General features: G+C 35.7%; 14 protein-coding genes and 1 tRNA gene. 9 read left to right on the top strand and 6 right to left on the bottom strand.

Annotation, left to right across the window (positions count from 1 at the left end):
- Positions 1-11 precede the first annotated feature (11 nt).
- The 3 genes from rimM to Q5N74_RS01820 form a co-directional block, all read right to left on the bottom strand.
- The gene (gene rimM, locus Q5N74_RS01830) at positions 12-536 is read right to left on the bottom strand and encodes a ribosome maturation factor RimM (RefSeq protein WP_304386982.1); all 525 of its coding nucleotides are present in this window, start codon (positions 534-536) and stop codon (positions 12-14) included.
- A gap of 155 nt (positions 537-691) precedes the next feature.
- Positions 692-1,210 (bottom strand): 30S ribosomal protein S16, encoded by a 519-nt coding sequence (locus Q5N74_RS01825; RefSeq protein ID WP_304386981.1) that lies wholly within the window; start codon positions 1,208-1,210, stop codon positions 692-694.
- A gap of 106 nt (positions 1,211-1,316) precedes the next feature.
- A complete protein-coding gene (locus Q5N74_RS01820; RefSeq protein WP_304386980.1) occupies positions 1,317-2,378 on the bottom strand; it encodes a lactonase family protein in 1,062 nt (353 codons plus the stop codon).
- A gap of 215 nt (positions 2,379-2,593) precedes the next feature.
- Here Q5N74_RS01820 and Q5N74_RS01815 point away from each other — a divergent pair, with 215 nt between their 5' ends.
- Positions 2,594-3,070 carry a PA2169 family four-helix-bundle protein gene (locus tag Q5N74_RS01815; protein ID WP_304386979.1) on the top strand — a complete coding sequence of 159 codons (477 nt, stop codon included), beginning with the start codon at positions 2,594-2,596 and terminating at the stop codon, positions 3,068-3,070.
- Between the two features lie 163 nt (positions 3,071-3,233).
- Positions 3,234-7,622, top strand: a complete 4,389-nt coding sequence (gene dnaE, locus Q5N74_RS01810; RefSeq protein WP_304386978.1) for a DNA polymerase III subunit alpha — start codon at positions 3,234-3,236, stop codon at positions 7,620-7,622.
- Between the two features lie 154 nt (positions 7,623-7,776).
- On the opposite strand, the gene Q5N74_RS01805 is transcribed toward dnaE, so the two are convergent.
- From Q5N74_RS01805 to Q5N74_RS01795, 3 genes are read right to left on the bottom strand one after another with little or no spacing between them, the layout of a single operon-like run.
- Complete coding sequence (locus tag Q5N74_RS01805) at positions 7,777-8,592, bottom strand: DUF1080 domain-containing protein (protein WP_304386977.1); 816 nt, start codon at positions 8,590-8,592, stop codon at positions 7,777-7,779.
- Positions 8,589-9,200, bottom strand: coding sequence for a gluconate 2-dehydrogenase subunit 3 family protein (locus tag Q5N74_RS01800; protein WP_304386976.1), 612 nt, complete (start codon positions 9,198-9,200; stop codon positions 8,589-8,591). Before Q5N74_RS01800 ends, Q5N74_RS01805 begins: the two co-directional genes overlap by 4 nt.
- A 12-nt stretch (positions 9,201-9,212) precedes the next feature.
- A complete protein-coding gene (locus tag Q5N74_RS01795) occupies positions 9,213-10,937 on the bottom strand; it encodes a GMC oxidoreductase (protein WP_304386975.1) in 1,725 nt (574 codons plus the stop codon).
- Between the two features lie 245 nt (positions 10,938-11,182).
- Between Q5N74_RS01795 and Q5N74_RS01790 the strand changes: the two genes are divergently transcribed.
- The 7 genes from Q5N74_RS01790 to Q5N74_RS01760 all read left to right on the top strand — a co-directional run bounded on the left by Q5N74_RS01790 (position 11,183) and on the right by Q5N74_RS01760 (position 15,576).
- On the top strand, positions 11,183-12,166 hold the full coding sequence (locus Q5N74_RS01790; RefSeq protein ID WP_304386974.1) for a sugar phosphate isomerase/epimerase: 984 nt from the start codon (positions 11,183-11,185) through the stop codon (positions 12,164-12,166).
- Positions 12,167-12,187: 21 nt separating this feature from the next.
- Positions 12,188-12,919: a DUF1080 domain-containing protein gene (locus Q5N74_RS01785; RefSeq protein WP_304386973.1), complete on the top strand. Its 732-nt coding sequence runs from the start codon at positions 12,188-12,190 to the stop codon at positions 12,917-12,919.
- A gap of 129 nt (positions 12,920-13,048) precedes the next feature.
- On the top strand, positions 13,049-13,366 hold the full coding sequence (trxA, locus tag Q5N74_RS01780) for a thioredoxin (RefSeq protein ID WP_304386972.1): 318 nt from the start codon (positions 13,049-13,051) through the stop codon (positions 13,364-13,366).
- Positions 13,367-13,444: 78 nt separating this feature from the next.
- Positions 13,445-13,990: a ClpP family protease gene (locus Q5N74_RS01775; RefSeq protein WP_304386971.1), complete on the top strand. Its 546-nt coding sequence runs from the start codon at positions 13,445-13,447 to the stop codon at positions 13,988-13,990.
- A 7-nt stretch (positions 13,991-13,997) separates the two neighbouring features.
- A complete protein-coding gene (locus Q5N74_RS01770; protein WP_304386970.1) occupies positions 13,998-14,927 on the top strand; it encodes a DUF58 domain-containing protein in 930 nt (309 codons plus the stop codon).
- 81 nt (positions 14,928-15,008) lie between these two features.
- Positions 15,009-15,082: transfer RNA gene (locus Q5N74_RS01765), tRNA-Asp, on the top strand.
- Between the two features lie 353 nt (positions 15,083-15,435).
- Complete coding sequence (locus tag Q5N74_RS01760) at positions 15,436-15,576, top strand: DUF5679 domain-containing protein (protein WP_304386969.1); 141 nt, start codon at positions 15,436-15,438, stop codon at positions 15,574-15,576.
- The last annotated feature ends 8 nt before the right edge of the window (positions 15,577-15,584 follow it).

Raw genomic sequence — 15,584 nt, 5'->3', positions numbered from 1 at the left:
ACTATTGAAAATTACATATACAAATCAATCAACCCTTCAGGGGTTTTAACAAAAATAGTTTTTGCTTTTCTGTCTACTTTTTCAATAAACTCATCATTCATTGGAATAAGAATTTCATTGCCATTATTTTCTATTTCAAATAAAGCTTGTGCGGTAGAGTCGTTAATGCCAACGAGAATGCCAACTTTTCCGTAATTTACATCTTCAATAGTAAACCCAATCACTTCGTGAAAATAGAATTTATCACCTTCTAGTTTAGGAAGGAATTCTAAAGGTAAATACACGTCACTTTTTATTAAAGCATCGGCATCGGCTTCATTTGTAACGTCTTCAAAACGTACACGCAATAAATCTGATTTATGAAGCTGTGAACTTTCAACAAAAAACGGAATTAGGGTGTTACGAACTTCAATAAACATGGCGTCAAGATCTTCGTATAAGTCTGGTTGGTCGGTATCTAACTTAATTAAAAGTTCTCCTTTAAAACTGTATTTCGAAACAATTTTACCTAAGTAAAAACAATCTTCTTTTTTCATCAATTACAATAATTGTCATTTCCGCGAAGGCAGAAATTTTTTGGTTTACATTTAATAAGATACCCTTCTATAAGGGAATATGCAAAAATGAAACTTTTTTGCATAAAAAACTCCGATACAAGTATCGGAGTTTAAAAGTATAAAAAATAATATTTTTATTCTTCTTCTTTTGAAGCTTCAGCTTCTGCAGCAGGAGCTTCCGCTTCTGCAACTTCTTCTTCAACTACAGGAGCAGCAGCAGCAATACGTGCTTCGTTAGCAGCTTTTTCAGCTTCAAACGCTTTCGCTTTTACTTCAGCTTCAGCTTTAGCTAAACCATCAGTTTTAGCGCCAACTTTACCTGTTTTTTCTTCTACCCAAGCAGTAAATTTTGCTTCAGCTTGTTCTTCTGTTAAAGCACCTTTTCTAACACCACCTACTAAGTGATTTTTTAGTAAAGCACCTTTGTAAGACAAAATAGCTTTAGCTGTGTCTGTTGGTTGTGCACCGTTTTGTAACCACTGTACCGCACCGTCAACATTTAAATCAATAGATGCTGGGTTTGTGTTTGGGTTGTAAGTACCTAATTTCTCAAGGTATTTACCATCTCTTTTTGATCGTACATCGGCTGCAACAATCCAGTAAAAAGGTTTCCCTTTTTTACCATGTCTTTGTAATCTAATTTTTACTGGCATAATAATTAATTAATTGAGGTTCTCGACCTCGGTTATTAATGAGGGCGCAAAGATACTCTTTTATTCCTAATTATCAACAGTTTATTTTATTCTGAAATCTTTTTTTTTAGAATAGCAAACATACTGGTCTTGGGGCTTTTACATCGTGTAAAAAAGTAAGTGTTCCTGTAGATGGGTTAATACTGAATACGGCAATATTTTGACTTTTTTGGTTGGCTACAAGCAGGAATTTCCCGCTAGGATCTAGGGTGAAGTTTCGTGGCCAATCACCGTGAACAGGCATGGTTTGAATTTTTTCAATAGTCCCGTCAAATTTATTTCGTTTAAAAACGGCGATGGAATTTTCTCCGCGGTTAGAGCCATATAAATAAAGTTCGTTTTTGGATAAATGAATGTCAGCGCACGAATTTTTTCCTTCAAAGTTATCTTCTAAAGTAGAATCGTAATCTATTTGCTCAAAGTCAGAATCTGTTTTTTTAACAGAGGTAATGGAACTTCCGTATTCATTAATAATGTAAATATATTGGCCGTTTCGGGTTAGTGCAAAATGTCTAGGTCCTGGGTTTTCTGTAGTTTTAAAAATGGAAGGCGTTTCTAATTCGTAGGTATCCTTTTTTAATTTGTATTGGTACACGGCGTTCATGCCTAGATCTGCAATATATAATTCGTCTTTAAAAAATTGAGCAGAATGGGCGTGCGAAACTTTATCGGTTATGTTGTATTCAAAAACTTGTGAGACATCTTCGAATTTTCCGTCTCTGGCAATATTATATATAGAAGCAGTGCCTCCTCCGTAATTTGAAATGACTGCTTTATTTCCTTTTTTGTTTATGGAAATATGGCAAGGTCCTTTGCCGTTACTGCTTACTTTGTTTAGAAATTTTAAAAGTCCGTTTTCTTGAATTTTAAATGAAGATGCAGAGCCGCCAAGGCTTTCGCTTACAGCGTAAATAAATTGTCTGTTTGGTGAGTAGGCGATGAAGGACGGGTTTTCGGTAGCCTTTGCTAGTTGCAGGTTTGTTAAGGCGCCTGTTTCTAGATTAAAGTCGAACTTGTAAATACCTTCACTGTAACCATCGGTGTAGGTGCCAATGTATAAAGGGGTGTTTTGTGCGTGTATCTGTGAAAATGCAAGGATAATGGTGAAGATTAATAATCGATATTTCATTTGAGTGTGATTGAAAGGTCTTAAAAAAATTGAATAATAAATGTAGAGTTTTTTATTATTTCATACTATTTAAATGTGATAAATGTTAAAATAAGGGGTGTTCTGTTAAAAATAATTGGAAGACTCCCAAAGTGTGTTAAAAACTTGGCTTAGGCCTTTATTTGTCTTACATTATCGATGCAGATGTGAAACAATACGCATCTTAAAAGAAGATATTGAAATTTAAAAATGAAAATGATATTATGGAGTTTAAAGAAGAAATTTCAAGTAAGTTGAATGAATTACTAGTTAAAAATATGGATGCTGAGAAGGTGTATTCTAATGCCATTGAGAATGTGCAGGATGATAGATTGAAAATGTTTTTCAAACGAAGAACAACAGACAGAAGTGAGTTTGGCAAAGAATTAAGAACGGAAATTCTGCGTTATGGTCAAATTCCAGAAGATACAGGGAGTTTAAAAGAAACACTTAGCAGAAATTGGACGAGTTTAAAACTCTCGATAAGTTCCAATAAAGAGGAGCTGGTTCTAAATGAGGCCATCAAATTTGAGGAAGGTATTTTGGCTGATTACAACGAGCTTTTAAAAGATAAGACCTTGCCGCCAACAATAGATGATTTATTGTTAAAACATCGCAATGCTGTGCAATCGGCTATTAATACTGAGAAATCGTATAAAGAGTTGGTCGTGTAATTAAAAGAAATAAGGTTAAGTGGAGCGCAACCCATTTGGGTTGCGCTTTTTTTTGTTTAAAACTCTTTGTAACTTTTGCTTTTAAAAGCCATATAATTCTGTATTTTTATCAACCGCGTTTGAAATTTCTAAACGGCTAAACATCAAATAAATAAACTAAAGAATGTACTTAATTTTCGATACAGAAACCACTGGATTGCCGAAACGTTGGGATGCACCCATTACCGATACCGATAATTGGCCTCGATGTATACAAATTGCATGGCAATTACACGATGCCATGGGGAATTGTATCGAGCATCAAGATTATTTGGTACAACCAGAAGGGTTTAATATACCTTATGATGCAGAGAAAATTCATGGTATTTCTACGGAGTTAGCGCAGGAACAGGGAATTCCGTTAGCGGAAGTTTTAGTAAAATTTAATGAAGCTTTAAGTAAAACTAAGTTTGTTGTAGGTCAAAATGTGAAATTCGACCTTAACATTATGGGGGCAGAGTTTGTGCGTGGTGATGTTGAAAACCCCTTGCAGGAATTACCAGTTTTAGATACCTGTACAGAGCATACAGCTAGTTTGTGTCAAATAGCGGGGGGGCGTTATGGTAAATTTAAGCTACCTACACTTACTGAGCTGCATCAGTTTTTATTTAACGCGCCTTTTTCCGAAGCACATAATGCCACTGCCGATGTGGAAGCAACAACCCGTTGTTTTTTAGAGCTGATTCGTTTAGAGGAGTATACCAAAGAACAGTTAGATGTTGAGCCCAATTTCTTTAAAGAATTTAAGGAAGCGAACCCTAAGGAGATTCAGCTTATTGGTTTAAAGCACATCAATCTTAAAAAAGAAAGTGCTAAAATTCTTGAGGGTTTAAAAAATGTTCAAGAAGTTACTATTTCTACTGAAGAAATAAAACAAAATATATCCGATTTAAAGGAAGTTGATTTTGTGCATTTGCATAACCATTCGCAGTTTTCTGTTTTGCAATCAACTATTAGTGTTACCGATTTGGTGGCCTCGGCTGCAGAGTATAATATGCCTGCAGTTGCTTTAACAGACCATGCTAATATGATGGGCGCTTTTCACTTTGTGAAAGCTGTAAGTAGTCATAACAAAGCTGTGAAAACAAAAAATGAAGCGGCGATAGCGGAAGGAAATACGCCTGTAGCAAACGAAATTAAACCAATAATAGGGGTTGAGTTCTTTGTTTGTGAAAACCATTTAGATAAAACAAGAAAAGATAACGGTTATCAAATTGTATTGATGGCTAAGAATAAAAAGGGGTATCACAACCTAGCAAAACTATCATCACATGCCTTCGTAAACGGGTTTTATTATTTACCCCGAATCGATAAAAAACTTATTGAAGAATATAAAGAAGATTTAATTGTACTAACCGGTAACTTATACGGTGAGGTGCCAAGTAAGGTTTTAAATGTAGGTGAAAATCAAGCAGAAGAAGCCTTAATTTGGTGGAAAGAACAGTTTGGTGACGATTTGTATATGGAACTGATGCGTCACAATCAGGAAGATGAAGATCGTGTAAACCCTGTGTTAATTGAACTAGCTAAAAAGCACGATGTTAAATTAATTGCGACCAATAACACATACTATTGCAAAAAGGGTGATGCCAATGCGCACGATATTTTACTTTGTGTGAAAGATGGTGAAAAGCAGGCGACACCTATTGGGCGTGGACGTGGCTATCGCTACGGAATGCCAAATCAGGAGTATTATTTTAAGTCTCCTGAAGAGATGAAATTACTCTTTAAAGATATTCCTGAAGCAATAAGTAACATTCAAGAAGTTGTAGATAAGGTAGAAGCTTATGGTTTAGCAAGAGAGGTTTTATTGCCTGCTTTCGATATTCCAGAGCAGTTTGTAAAAGAAGAAGATGCGACAGATGGTGGTAAGCGTGGTGAAAATGCCTATTTACGCCATTTAACCTATCAAGGAGCCAAAAAACGATATGGTGAAGAACTTTCAGATGTTGTTGTAGAGCGTTTAGATTTTGAGTTGGATGTTATTCAAAATACAGGATATCCAGGTTATTTCTTAATTGTTGAAGATTTTATTCGCGAAGCCCGAAATATGGATGTTTCGGTAGGTCCTGGTCGTGGATCTGCTGCGGGTTCGGTGGTAGCTTATTGTTTATGGATTACCAATATAGACCCGCTTAAGTACGATTTACTTTTTGAGCGTTTCCTAAATCCAGATCGTGTAAGTATGCCCGATATTGATATTGATTTTGATGATGAAGGTCGAAGTCGTGTTATGGATTATGTAATCAATAAATACGGAAGCAGTCAAGTAGCGCAAATTATCACCTATGGAACGATGGCGGCGAAGTCGTCCATTCGTGATACCGCACGTGTTTTAGATTTGCCCTTATTTGATGCGGATAGAATTGCGAAGTTGATTCCGAATATGTCTAAACTGAATAAAATTTTCGGTTTAACTGATAAGGAATTAGGGATCAAATTTCGAGCAGAAGATTTAGAAAAGGTTAATCAACTTATAAGTATTTCTGAAGGAAGCGATTTAGAAGCCGAAACTGTAAATCTGGCAAGAACGCTTGAAGGTTCGGTGCGTAATACAGGTATTCATGCATGTGGGGTTATCATTACTCCAGATGATATTACTAAGTTCGTCCCGGTATCTATTGCTAAAGATTCCGATTTATATGTGACTCAGTTTGATAACTCGGTGGTTGAAGAAGCGGGGTTATTAAAAATGGACTTCTTGGGGTTAAAAACCTTAACCCTAATAAAAGATACTGTTAAAATTGTTAAAGCAAAACATGATATTTTACTGGATCCTGACACTTTTCCTTTAGATGATGTAAAAACATATGAGTTGTTCCAAAGAGGTGAAACAGTTGGTGTATTCCAATATGAATCTCCTGGGATGCAGAAACACCTTAAAGAATTAAAGCCCACGGTTTTCGAAGATTTAATTGCGATGAATGCCTTGTACCGTCCGGGACCTATGGAGTATATTCCAAGTTTTACGCGTCGTAAACATGGTGAAGAGCCTATTGAATACGATTTAGCTGCGATGGAAGAGTATCTAAAAGAAACCTATGGTATTACGGTATATCAAGAGCAGGTGATGTTGCTGTCTCAAAAACTAGCAGGATTTACAAAAGGTGAGGCCGATGTACTTCGTAAGGCGATGGGTAAAAAGCAAATTGCGGTACTTGATAAAATGAAACCTAAGTTTGTTGAGCAGGCAAGTGCAAAAGGGCATGAAGCTAAAATACTTGAGAAAATTTGGAAAGACTGGGAAGCATTTGCGAGTTATGCATTTAATAAATCCCACTCGACGTGTTATGCTTGGATAGCCTATCAAACAGCTTATTTAAAGGCGCATTACCCGGCGGAATATATGGCGGCGGTACTGTCTAACAACATGAACGATATCAAGCAGGTTACCTTCTTTATGGAAGAATGTAAGCGTATGAAGTTGCCTGTTTTAGGTCCTGATGTGAATGAGTCGTTCTATAAGTTTTCAGTAAATAAAGATAATGCGGTGCGTTTCGGAATGGGAGCCATCAAAGGTGTGGGGCATGGCGCCGTTATTACCATTGTAGATAATAGGAAAGAAGAAGGTTATTATAAATCTATTTTCGATTTTGCCAAACGTATCGATTTACGCGCGGCTAATAAAAAAGCATTCGAAAATTTAGCATTGGCAGGTGGTTTTGATGGGTTTGGAACTACGCATCGTGCCCAATATTTTCATGATGAAGGTGATGGTATTACCTTTTTAGAAAAAGCCATTCGCTACGGAAGTAAACATCAGGAAAATGAAAATTCTGCGCAAGTAAGTTTGTTTGGTGCTGCTAGTGATGTGCAAATAGCAGAGCCAGAAGTGCCTCCATGTGAAGAGTGGGGTACTATGGAAAAATTAGCGCGAGAAAAGGAAGTGGTTGGCGTTTATATTTCTGGACATCCGTTGGATGATTTTAGAACTGAAATGACTACGTTTTGTAACGCAAACCTAGCTTTATTTAGAGAATTAGAGACCTATGTGAACAGAGAAATGGTTTTTGGAGGTGTGGTTACCGAGGTTCAGCACCGTGTAAGTAAGCAAGGAAAAGGATGGGCTATGTTTACCATTGAAGATTATACCGATAGTTTTGAGTTTCGGATCTTTGGTGAAGAATACTTGAAATTTAGGCACTTTTTAATGCAGAATAATTTCGTATTCGTGAAGTCATTTATTAGAGAAGGTTGGACGAATAAGGATACAGGTAAAAAGAGTGATCCTCGATTGCAGTTTAATAGTTTTCAATTGTTACACGATGTCATGGAAAATTATGCTAAAAAATTATCCATTCAAATTGATATTAATGATTTAAAAGAATCCAAAATCGAGAAACTACGCGAGTTGTTACATATGCATCCCGGTAGCCAAATGCTTAATTTTGTGGTTTATGATAGTAAGGAAAAAATAAAACTCCAAATGTCTAGCAGAAAGCAAAAGGTAAAAGTGTCTCAAGAGTTACTTACTGAACTGGCGAATGTAGATGTTAGGTATAAGTTGAATTAATTCCTGCGAAGCCAGGAGTCTTTATCTTGATTTTTTTATAAAATTGAACGGCACAACGATTATGTTGTGCCGTTTTTATGTGGTTCATTGTATCTTGTAGAGTCTGTTAGTGGGTGTTTTTTTTAGGATGATTAGATAGTTGAATTCAAATTGATTACAATTCCATAATTTCAATATTTCTGAATTCTATAGGGTGGCTTTCGCTTTGTAATGAAATATAGCCACCAAGTAAGGGTTGACCATCTTTTTCTTGAATCTCTTTGGATGTCGAATCTAAAAATTGACCACCTATTATGGGCTTGGAATACGAAATAACTGGTGTTCCGTTTATGAAATGTGTTATCGAATCTTGATTAACTAATGCCTCAGCTGTAATCCATTCTTCTCCATGATACGTTTTACAGTCCGCTTTAATGCAATGGTCTGTTATTAATTTTTCATTCATTATTACGTGTGTTGCAGGTGTGCACAGGTTTCCTGTTGGTCGCGGCTCCGTTTCGTTAACGCCACCTAATAATTGAAATTCCAATGAAAGTGGGAATCCTTGATTTTTTAACATGCTTTCGGGCGATTGACAATGCAGCATGATGCCACTGTTTTTCTTAGCCCATGCCTCACCACCTTTTACTTGCTGGCCTACAAACCTGTATTGCAATCTAAATCTATAGTTAGTAAACGGTGTTTTGTAAAATATATGTCCAAATTCATTTGTAAAACTGTCATACTGGTCATAAGATACTTTTAGGACTCCATTTTCTGCACGAAAGGTATTGTTGTAATTGGTGTTTAATCCATGGCCATTAATTTTAATCAACCAACCGTCTAAATTTTTCCCATTAAATAATGATGTCCATTTTTCTGTTTTTATTGAAGTGTCCTTATTTGTAATGTTTTTATTTTGCTGAGTTTCTTTGCAGCTAATAAATAGGCTGATAACAACGATGATGCTTATTTTAAAATAATATTTCATTTGGTAGGAGAATAAGATGTTCCATTAGTAAGTTCTTCTAAATCGCCACAGTAATATTGAGCGGGGACAGGATCGTATACCAATACATTTTTCCCTATTTCTTCTGAATTTATATATGCATTAATAGTCATCCACTTTATGTTGTTTAAAAATTCAGACTTCGTTATTTCTAAAGATTCAGGATTGCCTTCTCTTTCCTCGTCAATATCACCTTTAACTAGCATATATGTGTCTAACAAAGATTTGTAGTGGGTCTCCGTTAGTTTTTCAACACCTTCTGTCTCTTTTAAATTCGTTTTTAGAATCGTAACAATGGTGCTAAAAGCTGTTTTTATTTGAGTTTGCCCTTCATCATCAAGAACTTCATTCATAAATGTATCAATAAATTGAGGAATGTTTAATTCTGTTGCCGATGGTAAATTTTCTGTTTTTGGCAGAATGATGTTAACTAAGTTTTTTAAAATAACACCTTGCTCTGTGTTTAGAAATTCTGGCACCCAAGTTTTAACTTCACTGGTACAACTTTGTAATAAGCTAATAACACCCGGAGTTGCAACAAAAAAACCTGTAGCTAGACCTAAGTTTTTTAATACGTCTCTTCTTTTCATATTACAGTTTTTTTAAATGTTATTTTTTTTGAATTGCTCCGCAGCGTGGTTTGCGGCTCTGGCTGTAAATGCCATGTAGGTTAATGATGGGTTTTGACAGCCTGAAGAGGTCATAAAAGCACCATCTGTTACGTATACATTTGTACAAGTGTGTACTTGGTTGAATTCGTTTAAAACTGAAGTTTTTGGGTCTCTTCCCATTCTAGCTGTGCCCATTTCGTGTATACCTAAACCTAAGGCTTTACCTTTAGAATTATCATAACCTTCTACATCTTTATAGCCTGCAGCGGTTAGCATGTTTACCGCTTGTTCTTGCATGTCTTTACGCATAGCAAGTTCGTTTTCGCGTAAATCGGCATCAAAAGTAACTGTTGGTAAACCCCATTGGTCCAGTTTTTCGTAGTCCATGTACATTTTATTATCATGGTTGGGTAATGTTTCTCCAAAAGCAAGTAAATTAACATTCCATTCTCCTGGTTTTAAAATAGCTTCTTTAAGTTCTGGTCCGTATTTTAATTCGGCAACCATTTCCGAGACGTTAGATCTGGAAGCACCGCCTTGGTAGCCATAACCTCTTGTGAACTCTTTTGTGTTGGTGTTGCCTCCTAGATTTCTAAATCTAGGAATGTATAATCCGTTGGCTCTTCTGCCTTTTTCAATTTTATCTTCGAAGCCATCCGCTTTTGCTCTTGCGCCCACGTGAAAGTGATGATCCATGATGTTGCGCCCTAGTTCACCACTATCATTGCCTAATCCATCTGGAAAACGCTCCGATTTTGATTGTAATAAAATAGATGCCGATGCAATGGCGGAAGCGCAAAGAAAAATAATTTTGGCTTTATATATAAAAACCTCTTTCGTTTCAGCATCAGTTACTTTCACTCCTATTGCTTTTTTTGTAATGTCATCATAAATAACCTCGTGAGCAATCGAGTTTGGTCTTAAAGTCATGTTTCCGGTAGCTTCAGCAGCAGGAAGTGTTGAGGTGATACTGCTAAAGTAAGCGGCAAACGGGCAGCCTCGTGAACATCTGTTTCTGTATTGGCACGTGCTTCGTCCTTGACCAGGTTTAGAGCCTTCAGTAATATGGGCTGTTCTTCCTATAGTTAATAGCCTACCGTCATCAAAGCTTTCGGCTAATACACCTTTTAAATGCTTTTCAACACAATTTAAATTCATTGGTTTCAAGAGTTTCTGGTCTGGAAGCTGTTTTAAACCTAGATTTTCACCACTAACGCCAATGTATTCTTCAACTTTATCGTACCAAGGTGCAATGTCTTTGTATCGAATAGGCCAATCTACGGCAATGCCTTCTTTTTTATTGGCTTCAAAATCGATGTCACTTAAACGGTAACTTTGTCTGCCCCAAGTTAATGAGCGTCCACCAACATGATAGCCTCGTATCCAATCAAAGCGTTTGTCTTCATTATAGGGGTGTTTAAGGTCGTCAACAAAAAAATGTTCTGTTTCTTGACGGGTCGCGTAGCCTGTTCTGTGTTGTTTTGGTTTCTGCTTTATTATTTCTCTTGTAGCTACACCCAAGTTCGGGAACTCCCAAGGGTCTTTGTGAGCTGTTGTGTAATCTTCAATATGTTTTATCATTCGGCCTCTTTCAAGAACTAAGGTTTTTAATCCGTTTTCACAAAGTTCTTTTGCTGCCCACCCACCAGAAATGCCTGTGCCTACAACAATAGCGTCGTAAGTCTCTTCAATAGTGTTTATGTTATTAGTATTCATTTATTAGGAATGTTTATTAATGATTCAGTAATTTTAGTTGGTTTTTATTGTGGAAAATTAAATTAGAGGTTTAATTTAGTTAAAGAAATTTAATTTATAAGAAAATGAATCATAAATTTATTGAAACCTAAATCGACAATGGTTTCGAAATAGGATTTAATATTTTTTTAATCACAATGTTTAATTAGATGATTAAAAATTAATACATTTCAGTGATATTATATAAATTAATGAACCTTTTAATTATGATTTTTCTAAAATTTACTCAAAAAGTGGCGCTGTTATGTGTTTTTGGATTCACTCTGTTCTTCACAGCATGTAAGCAAGATAAAAAGGAGGAAACACAAGTATATAAATTAAATAAGGATGTTGCAAATGCACCTTTTTTTAAATTATCGTTAGCACAATGGTCCTTGCATAGAACTTTTAATGAAGATGGGGTAGACCCATTTAAATTTGCGGAAATAGCGAAAGAAGAGGGTTTTGTGGGTTTAGAATATGTGAATCATATTTATAATAAACAGATTGAGGCCTTAGGGTTTGATAAAGTGATTGATTCATTAAAAACAATGAGCGATAAATTTGGTATGCGAAATGTATTGATAATGATTGATGCGGAAGGTGATTTAGCAGACCCTAATGAGAAGCTTAGGAATGAGGCCGTTGAAAATCATAAAAAGTGGGTGGATGCTGCTAAGAAATTAGGTTGCCACTCGATACGTGTTAATACTTTTGGAACGAATGACCCAGTGCTTTGGGTGTCTTCTGTTGTAGATGGTTTAAAAAAACTATCAGCATATGCCGCGACCAAAAATATAAATGTGTTGTGTGAAAATCATGGTTGGTTATCTTCGAATACACCCGTGCTAATGGAAGCTATTTCAGAAGTTAATATGGAAAACTGCGGCACTTTGCCAGATTTTGGAAATTGGTGTGTAAAACGAAAAGCCGGAGCGCAGTGGGGTGAATGTGAAGAAGTGTATCCAGATACGTATAAAGGGATTGAGATGATGTTACCTAAAGCGAAGGCTGTTAGTGCTAAATCATATGATTTTGATGAAAATGGCGATGAAACTACTTTAGATTTTCCTAGAATTATTCAGTTAGTGAAAAATGCGGGCTATTCAAGTTATATAGGTGTCGAGTATGAAGGGAAGCGTTTAAGTGAGATAGAAGGGGTTAGAGCGACTAAAGCGTTGTTATTAAAGTCTTCAAAAACAGTTGAATAATAATATCAAATTAAACTTAATATGAAAAAAACACTAATTTTAGTAATGGCTGTCATGGCGTTTACAGCCTGTAAAGACAAGCAAAAGCAACAGGAGGTAGAGCCAGTTGAGGTGGCTGAAGTTTCAGATTGGGAATATCTTTTTGATGGTACGTCTATGGAGGCGTGGCACATTTATAATAATCCTAATGGTCACAATCCTTGGGTTATTGACAATGGCACCTTGTTTTTCCCAGGAAGAGAAGCAGGTACTTCAACAGAATATAATCTGGTGACCAATAAAGAGTATTCAGATTTTAAACTTTCTCTAGAGTGGAAAATTTCTGAAGCAGGAAATAGTGGTGTTATGTGGGGTGTTATAGAAGATGAAAAATTTGCACACCCATATAATACAGGAGCAGAGATTCAGATATTAGATAATGAGAGACATCCAGATGCTAAGGCAAATCCTAAATTTCATCAAGCGGGCGCGTTGTATGATTTGGTACAGCCTACTCAAGATGTTTGTAAACAAGCAGGCGAATGGAATTTATGTGAAATTGAAATAAATCATAAAACCAACAAAGGCTCCGTAGTTTTAAATGGAATTGAAATAGTTACTTTTCCATTACATGGTGATGCTTGGGAAGCACTTATTGCAAATTCAAAATTTAAAGACTGGGAAGGTTTTGGAGTTAATAAAAAGGGCAAAATTTGTTTGCAAGATCATGAAGATAGAGTTTGGTTTAAAAACATTAAAATAAAGAATTTATAGCTTGAATAGGCTATAATAGTGCAAATCAATGTTAGTATAAAGAAAACAAATTGTTACCTTGTAAGCTTTAGAGAATTTTTTGACTAATTTTGCAGTATTAAAGAAAATACGAATTAAAATATAAATATTATGGCATTAGAAATAACAGATGCAACGTTTGAGGAAACAGTATTAAAAAGTAGTAAACCTGTATTAGTAGACTTTTGGGCAGCTTGGTGTGGACCATGTAGAATGGTTGGACCAATCATTGAACAAATAAGTGAAGAATATGATGGGAAAGCAGTTGTTGGAAAGGTTGATGTAGATGCTAACCAAGAATTTGCAGCAAAATATGGCGTACGTAACATACCTACAGTTTTGGTTTTTCAAAACGGTGAAGTTGTTGGTCGTCAAGTTGGTGTAGCTCCAAAAAATGCTTATACTGAAGCGATTGATGCGCTTTTGTAGTAGATATAAAAAAAGAAAACTAAAAAGGTTTGCCATAATGGTAAACCTTTTTTTATTTTAGATAAAAATTAAATAAAAATGAGTGATAAAATAAAAGTTCAAGATGCTATTGATAGTAAGTTAATAGAGCAACGTAAAGTGTTTTTATGGGGACAGGTGGATGATGATTCAGCAAAACACGTTATAGATAGATTGATGTATTTGGATGCTTTAGGTACTTATGATATTCATTTGTATATAAACAGTCCTGGAGGTTATGTAACTTCTGGTTTTGCGATTTATGACTGTATTAAATCTTTAAACAGTGAGGTTTCTACCATTTGCACTGGTTTCGCGGCTTCTATGGGGTCTATAATCCTTTCAGCAGGGCAAAAAGGAAAACGTTTTATCCAACCGCATGCGCGTGTCATGATTCATCAACCAAGTGGTGGTGCACGTGGACAAGCGAGTGATATTGAAATTACAGCTAAGGAAATTGTGTTAACCAAAGAGTTAAGCGCACAAATATTAGCAGATAACTGTGGACAATCTTTTGATAAAGTTATGAAAGATTTTAATCGTGACCATTGGATGGGTGCTGAAGAGTCTAAAGCCTACGGTATTGTTGATGGTATTTTAGGATAGTATTTACGTGCATATACAAAACGAACTTAATAAAGCAGATGGATTTAAAAACCTCGAATTACTTGCGAAACAAGTAGTCGAGGGTTTTATTTCTGGTATGCATAAAAGTCCGTTTCATGGGTTTTCTGCCGAATTTGCAGAACATAAAATATATAATAAAGGGGAAAGTACGCGCCATATAGATTGGAAGCTGTTCGCAAAAACAGAGAAACTTTATACCAAGCGTTATGACGATGAAACGAATTTACGCTGCCATATTATTCTAGATAATAGTAGTTCGATGCATTATCCAGAAATGGACTCCTTTTCAATAGAAAACCTAAATAAAATAGCCTTTTCAGTTTTGGCGGCCGCTTCCCTCATGCAAATTCTAAAAAAGCAACGGGATGCTGTGGGTTTAAGCGTTTATAGCGATGCCTACGATTACTATGCGCCAGAAAAGGGTAGTGAGCGTCACCATCAAATGTTATTAAGCCATTTGAGCGCTGCTGTGGTTTCAAAACCAAAAAACAAACAGACAGAAACTTATAAGTATTTGCATGAAATAGCAGAGAAGATTCATAAACGTTCTATGATTTTTTTGTTTACAGATATGTTTCAAACAAGTGAAGATGAGGAGCGATTGTTTGAGGCTTTGCGCCATTTAAAATATAATAAGCATGAAGTGGTCTTATTTCATGTGTTTGATAAGGAGAAGGAGCTGCAATTTGATTTTGATAATAAACCCAAGCGTTTTATAGACGTGGAAACTGGTGAGCACATTAATTTGTACGCAGAAAGTATAAAAGAAAACTATTTACATGCAGTAAGTGGTTATTTTGAGGCCTTAAAATTAAAATGTTTGCAGTATAAGATAAAATATGTGGAAGCTGATGTAAATAAAAATTTCGGTAACATATTGACTACCTTTATGGTAGAGCGAAAAAAGTTTGTTTGACGAAAAAAAGTTGAAAAAAAGTTGAAAAAACATTTGACATATTCAAAAAGGCGTGTATCTTTGCAACCGCAATAAAGCAACGGTCTGGTAGTTCAGTTGGTTAGAATGTCGCCCTGTCACGGCGAAGGTCGCGGGTTCGAGTCCCGTCCAGACCGCTAAAATTGCTAAAGAGCTCTGAGAAATTAGGGCTTTTTTTGGCACTTATACGAAGTTGTGTTGTTCCTAGAGGAATCTAGGAAGTAGTTTACCAAAGTGATTTGGTATTCCAATGAGAAGCTTTCCTTTTTTCTTTATAGAAAATCGGGATGCTTTTTTGTTTTAGGGCGGTTCTTTTCTGTTTAATTACCCAGCTAATAATGGGTTTTAAGTTGTTTGTGCTTGCAAAAGTGCTTTTAAGCATGGTATTTCATCTAAAATGATGATAATATTTATTTTTTATTTGCACGCACTTATAATAAAACTTACATTTATAAATAATTAATTTATTAAATATAAAACTCAATAGATCATGGAAGGATACTGCGTTAAATGTAAAGAAAAAAGAGAGATAAAAGATTCTGAAGAAGTTACTATGAAAAATGGTAGAAAAGCAATGAAAGGTAAATGCCCAACTTGTGGTACTGGAATGTTTAGAATTTTAGGTAAATAATTCTCTTT

This window comes from Mariniflexile sp. AS56, assembly GCF_030552475.1.
Taxonomy (GTDB): Bacteria; Bacteroidota; Bacteroidia; order Flavobacteriales; family Flavobacteriaceae; genus Mariniflexile.
Note: the sequence above shows the minus strand (reverse complement) of the source record. Positions and strands in the feature narration are given on the sequence as shown.